The sequence below is a fragment of the Marinobacter sp. genome (assembly GCF_041984545.1).
Classification (GTDB): Bacteria; Pseudomonadota; Gammaproteobacteria; order Pseudomonadales; family Oleiphilaceae; genus Marinobacter.
On the sequence record NZ_JBHIXV010000110.1, the window covers coordinates 245 to 548 of the forward strand.

Genomic DNA, 304 nt, shown 5'->3' on the forward strand with positions numbered 1-304 from the left:
TTTTTCACTACATCGGTGTATACTGTGAAAGATCACCAAAGGAGAAGCGCCATGGGCACAGCACAGGCCGCTAAACAGCAAACCGACGACAAGGCGCTGTTGTCAAAGGCGCTGCTCAACGCCGGCAAATCCTTCGGCTTCAACCAGACCGAACTGGCTGACATTGTCGGCCGCAACCGGACGGGCCTGGTTCGGGACGGCATAGACCCTACCAGCAAGTCCGGTGAGCTCGCCCTGCTCTTCATACGCTTGTACCGCAGCGTGTTTGCGCTAACCGGCGGCGAATCCACGGCCATGAAGCAGT

1 protein-coding gene is annotated in these 304 nt (G+C 57.9%); it reads left to right on the top strand.

Annotation, left to right across the window (positions count from 1 at the left end):
• Positions 1–51: 51 nt before the first annotated feature.
• Positions 52–304: antitoxin Xre-like helix-turn-helix domain-containing protein (locus ACFC20_RS17785; RefSeq protein ID WP_375194141.1), on the top strand; the 253-nt coding region annotated here is incomplete at its 3' end.